Source organism: Schnuerera sp. (genome assembly GCF_035459645.1).
In the GTDB taxonomy this organism is placed as follows: domain Bacteria; phylum Bacillota; class Clostridia; order Tissierellales; family Tepidimicrobiaceae; genus Schnuerera.
The window spans coordinates 1-6163 of sequence record NZ_DATHXO010000092.1 but is presented as its reverse complement, the minus strand read 5'-3'; the positions used below and the strand labels follow the sequence as shown (position 1 = coordinate 6163).

The window sequence follows — 6163 nt, the reverse complement described above, 5'->3', positions numbered from 1 at the left end:
CTAGGGGTATATCTGCTTTTATAGTAGAAAAAGATGCTCCTGGATTTAGTATAGGAAAAATTGAAGACAAGATGGGGATTAGAGGTTCATCTACTGCAGAGTTAATATTTAGAGATTGTATAATTCCAAAAGAAAACCTTTTAGGTAAAGAAGGCAAGGGTTTTGGAATTGCCATGTCAACTTTAGATGGTGGAAGAATAGGTATAGCAGCCCAAGCATTAGGTATAGCAGAAGGGGCATTAGAGGAGAGTATCAAATATATTAAAGAGAGACAACAATTCGGTAGACCTTTAGCTAAGTTTCAAGGATTACAATGGATGGTTGCAGATATGGCTACTGAAATAGAAGCTGCAAAATTGTTGGTATATAAAGCAGCTTATCATAAAGCAAATGGACTTCCCTACAATAAGGAAGCAGCAATGGCAAAACTATGTGCAGCTAATGTGTCCATGAACGTAACTACTAAATGTGTTCAACTCCATGGTGGATACGGATTTACAAAAGATTATCCTGTAGAAAGAATGATGAGGGATGCCAAGATTACAGAAATATATGAAGGTACTTCCCAAGTACAACAGATGGTTATTGCAGCTAACCTCTTAAGATAATAAGATGAAGGAGGAAAATAGATGAATATTATAGTATGTATTAAGCAGGTTCCAGATACCAATGAAGTAAAGATAGACCCTGTAAAGGGAACTTTAATTCGAGAAGGAGTACCAAGTATTATCAATCCAGATGATAAAAATGCTTTAGAAGAAGCATTGAGAATTAAAGATGAAAATGAAAATGTAAAAGTAACATTACTTAGCATGGGACCTCCTCAAGCAGAAGTAGCTTTAGTTGAGGCTATAGCTATGGGAGCAGATGAAGGAATACTTTTAAGCGATAGAGCCTTTGCAGGTTCTGATACTTGGGCTACATCTACTGCATTAGCTGCAGGTATTAATTATATAGGCAATTATGATATAATATTTTGTGGAAGACAAGCTATAGACGGAGATACGGCTCAAGTAGGTCCTCAAATTGCAGAACATTTGGGTATACCACAGATAACCTATGTGGAAGAATTGAATATAGAAAATGGTAAAATTAAAGCAAGGAGAGCTCTTGAAGATGGATATTTCATCATCGAATCTGAAATGCCAGCTTTAATTACTGCTATAAAGGAACTGAATGAACCTAGGTATCCATCCATAAAAGGAATATATGAGGCTTATAAAGGAGATAAGATAAAAGTTTTATCAGCCAAAGACATTAAAGCTGATGTAAACAATATTGGATTAGATGGTTCACCAACTAAAGTAAATAAATCCTTTACGCCACCAGGAAGAGGTGGAGAATCAGAAATACTCAATGGAAGCCCTAAAGAACAAGCAAGGGAACTAATAGTTAGATTAAAGGAAGAAAAAATCATATAATTTTGATTTATTGGAAGGAGGATATAGGTATGGCAGTAAAAGTATTGGTGGAAAAATGCATTGGTTGTGGTGTATGTGTTAGTGTTTGCCCCTTTGAAGCCATAGAAATGGTAGATGATAAAGCAGTTATAACGGATAAATGTACAGCATGTGGTGCTTGTGTAGAAGAATGTCCAGTAGGAGCAATAGAAAAGGAAGAGGAGAAAAAACAAGGAGTTAATATAGAAGAATACGAAGGTGTTTGGGTTTTTGCAGAACAAAGAGATGGAAATCTTATGAATGTTTCCATAGAATTACTAGGAGAAGGAAGAAAGATTGCCGATGAGTTGGGGACACATTTATCAGCTATTTTATTAGGGAAGAATGTTAAAAAATTAGCAGATAAGCTTATTAAATACGGAGCAGATAATGTTTTATATGCAGATAGTCCTTTATTAGAAAAGTACACAACAGAGGGATATACAAAAGTAATATGCGATTTAATTAAAACAAGGAAACCGGAAATCATATTAATTGGAGCTACCAATATAGGTAGAGATTTAGGACCAAGAATTTCAGCAAGAACACATACAGGGCTTACTGCAGATTGTACGAGACTTGATGTAGATTTAGAGAATAGAAGATTAATGCAAACTCGTCCTGCTTTTGGTGGGAATTTAATGGCTACAATTATATGTCCTAATTATAGACCTCAGATGTCCACTGTTAGACCAGGAGTTATGGAAAAAGCCAAGTATGATGAAAATAGGAATGGGAATATTGAAATAATTGTTCCTGAATTAAGTGAAGAAGATATTAGAGCAAAAGTTATAGAATCAGTTAAAGAAAAGAAAGCACAGGTAAAATTAGAAGAAGCACCTATTATAGTATCCGGCGGTAGAGGACTAGGAAATCCAGAAGGATTTAAGTTAATAGAAGAATTAGCGGAGAAATTAGGTGGAGTAGTGGGAGCAAGTCGTGCTACAGTAGATGCAGGTTGGATAGAACAATCCCATCAAGTAGGTCAAACTGGTAAAACCGTAAGACCAGGACTATACGTTGCCTGTGGAATATCAGGAGCAATCCAACATTTGGCTGGTATGCAGGACTCAAAAATCATAGTTGCTATAAACAAAGATAAAGATGCACCTATATTTGAAGTAGCAGATTATGGTATAGTTGGAGATGTATATGAAATAATACCTGAATTAATAAAGGGATTAGATAATATTGATGAAATAATGGAAACTGTATGATAGGTTAAGTTAAAGGATATAGATAAAAATCTATATCCTTTAACTTTTCTATAGTGTATAATATAGTAAATTATATTAATAAAACTAAAGGTGGGGAAATTATGAAGAGGACTTTAACTATTGTAAGTTATAGTATAGAGTCGGTAAATTCTTATTATGCTCAGATAAGGAGTTTATTTGGAGAAAATATTAATATTAATAAAATTACCATAGATGATATTAAAATTAATAAAAAAATATATACAGATGCAATTTTAATCCCTTCTTATGATATGTTTAAAAAGATAAAAAAATATATAAACAAAGGAACAGATTTAATATTTGCTAATAGAACAATATCCAAGGTAGGATTAGGGAAAATAATGGATATTGAAGAAGGGACCGAGGTAGTATTGATAGATGAAAGCTCTGAAATGACGGAGCAAATGATTTCTGTAATTTATCAATTAGGTGTAAGGCATATAGATTTAAAATCATACTGGTCAATAAAAGAAGATATCAAAGATAAGACCATACTTATTCTGGGACAATCCAATTATGTTCCAAAGTTAGCACAGAAAATAATAAATATAGGAAATAGTTTATTAGATTTCAATACAATAATTGATATTGGAATTAAATTTAATTTAATGTTTATGTTAAATAGACAGGACATTGGCACAAGTTATAAAGAAGTTGAAACTGCAAATTTTGGTTTAGCAGAAATTTTAGGTTTGTCTAATAGTCGTGAAAGTCAATTAGATATTTTATTAAAACTTATTGATGCAGGGGTAATTGGAGTTGGTTCCGATGGAATAATATTTTTATATAATGATCATGCAAGAAAGATATTGGGCTTTAAAGAAAAACAAGTCCTTAATAAAAATGGACTAAAGTTATTCACTGAAATTCCATTTGAATCTGCTCTAAAACATTTAAAACCAGTGGAGGAAAAAATCATAAAAATAAAAGGGGAAGATGTTATTGTATCTGTTAATCCATTAATCCACTCAGAAAAATTATATGGAGCCGTTGCTATAATAAGGAAATATAAGGACACAGAAAAGAAACAGATTATGTTGAGGAAGAAATTAATTGGAAAAGGTCATGTGGCAAGATATCATTTTAATGATATAATGGGTAAAAGCAATGTCATTAATAAAAGTAAAAGTATTGCCAGGAGAATGGCCAATTCTAATTCATCAATATTAATTACTGGGGAAACAGGCACAGGAAAAGAATTATTTGCTCAAGCAATTCATAATAGTTCACCAAGAAAAAACTATCCCTTTGTAGCTATTAACTGTGGTGCTTTTCCTGAAAGTCTTTTAGAAAGCGAATTATTTGGATACGAAGAAGGTGCTTTTACAGGTGCACGGAAAGGTGGTAAACCAGGGCTTTTTGAATTAGCTCACAATGGAACTTTGTTTCTAGATGAAATTGCAGAAATTCCTATGAATCTTCAAGTTAAACTTCTTAGAGTTCTTCAAGAAAAGGAAGTAGCACGACTAGGAGGGGATAGTATAATAAATGTAGATTTTAGGGTGATAGCAGCCACAAATAAAAATTTAAAAAGTATGGTTAATGAAGGAAAATTTAGACAAGATCTATATTATCGACTAAATGTTTTACCGCTAAAATTACCTCCTTTAAGAATTAGAAAAGAAGATATATTATTTTTATTTGAAGAAACAAAAAAACAATTTAATGGTAATTTTATATTGACACAAAAAGCAAAAGAACTGTTACTGAGCCATAATTGGGATGGAAATGTAAGAGAGCTAATAAATTCTGTAGAATACCTTGTAAATTTAGATTTAAGAATAATAGATGGGAAAGATCTACCTTTTGAATATGAAGAAAATTTGGATACTGAATTTAATATTCAAATACAAAGAGAAATGATGGTAGAATTTTTAAAGATCACTGGTGATGATTTAAGAAAATATATTTTTATATTAGAAGAGTTAAAGAAAGCTTATATTGATAATAGAAGATTAGGAAGAAGAAGCATTCATAAAATAGCAAAATCGAATGGAATATTTTTAAGCGAACAAGAGATTAGAAGAATGTTAACCGAATTAGGGAAATTACAAATGGTAAAAGTAAATGAAGGACGAGCTGGTACTGTTATAACTAGAGAAGGACTAAATATATTAGAATATATAAAACTGGGTTAAACGGGACCATAATACAATACCATTTAACCCATAAATTATTATATAAAATGATTTTTATAAAATCATACTTAAGAAATTAAGAGGTGTTGAAACACATAATAGTTAAAAGATTCACAATATTTGTACTATTATTCTATTGGCATAAAGTATGCAATATTATATTATGTAGAATAGATTTTTATATTTAACAGTTTAAATATTCTTAATATTCAAATTAAAAGAAGGGGGTAATATACATGAGCTATGGATAAATGTTTAAAAGAATTTGTTGAATCGAAAAAATTATAAAGGAGGATATTATGAACAATACTGAGTTAGAAACGACAAATAACAGGGAACAGTTCAAATCAAAGTTTGGATTTATTATGGCTGTAGCTGGTTCTGCAGTAGGTCTAGGTAATATATGGAGGTTCCCATATATTACTGGGAAGCATGGTGGTGGCGCATTTGTTATAATATATTTAGTGAGTATATTTGTAATTGGAGCTACTATTGCATTAACTGAGATGGCTATAGGTAGACATGGGGGCTCAGATGTTGTTGAAGCATATGGGCAGTACGACAAAAGATTCAAAGTTCCTGGATATCTTTCAATGATAGCAGTTACAATTCTTCTGTCTTTTTATAATATAATTGGTGGTTGGTCAATCTATTATTTTATTCAATTTATATCAGGGAAATTTACCGGCATAAGTCCAGGAGAAGTAGAATCCATCTTTGGGAATTTTATTGTGAATTCGCCTCAAGTTGCTATATTTACAATTATATTTTTAGCAGTCAACACTATAGTTATAATTAAAGGTATAACCAAAGGGATAGAAAAAGTTTCTTCTATTGTAATGCCTGCATTGTTCGTGTTGTTAATTGTGCTAGTTATCCGTTCTTTGACACTTCCAGGAGCAAAAGAAGGTGTAATTTGGTATTTGAAGCCGGATTTTTCTAAAGTAACAGGTTCAGTTATTGTTGCTGCGGTAGGACAGGCGTTTTTTACTCTAAGCCTTGGTTCTGGTGCTATGGCAACTTACGCAAGTTATTTAAGCAAAGATGAAAGTTTACCTAAAGCTACATATTCAGTTGTAATAACCGATACACTTGTTGCATTATTAGCTGGACTTGCAATTTTACCTGCTGTATTTGCATTTGGAGTATCTCCAGGTGAAGGGCCAGGACTTATTTTTGTAACTTTACCAAGTATTTTTGGTCAAATGCCCTTTGGAGCTTTTTTTGGAGCAATGTTCTTTGTCTTCTTTTTCTTTGCTGCTTTAACATCTTCTATTTCCATGCTAGAGGTATCGGTGACCTATCTTATTGAGAGGAAAAAGATTGTAAGGAAAAAAGCAGCTATTAT

5 protein-coding genes are annotated in these 6163 nt (G+C 32.1%); all 5 read left to right on the top strand.

Features of this window, described 5'->3' with window-relative positions; all coding sequences use genetic code 11:
* The coding region (locus VK998_RS02205) for an acyl-CoA dehydrogenase family protein (RefSeq protein WP_325224988.1) at positions 1-608 on the top strand (608 nt) is incomplete at its 5' end.
* A gap of 21 nt (positions 609-629) precedes the next feature.
* On the top strand, positions 630-1421 hold the full coding sequence (locus VK998_RS02200; RefSeq protein ID WP_325224986.1) for an electron transfer flavoprotein subunit beta/FixA family protein: 792 nt from the start codon (positions 630-632) through the stop codon (positions 1419-1421).
* 29 nt (positions 1422-1450) lie between these two features.
* Positions 1451-2656, top strand: a complete 1206-nt coding sequence (locus tag VK998_RS02195) for an electron transfer flavoprotein subunit alpha (protein WP_325224984.1) — start codon at positions 1451-1453, stop codon at positions 2654-2656.
* Positions 2657-2757: 101 nt separating this feature from the next.
* The gene (locus tag VK998_RS02190) at positions 2758-4815 is read left to right on the top strand and encodes a sigma-54 interaction domain-containing protein (protein ID WP_325224981.1); all 2058 of its coding nucleotides are present in this window, start codon (positions 2758-2760) and stop codon (positions 4813-4815) included.
* A 299-nt stretch (positions 4816-5114) separates the two neighbouring features.
* Positions 5115-6163, top strand: a 1049-nt coding sequence (locus tag VK998_RS02185) for a sodium-dependent transporter (RefSeq protein ID WP_325224979.1), incomplete at its 3' end; no start/stop codon positions are given.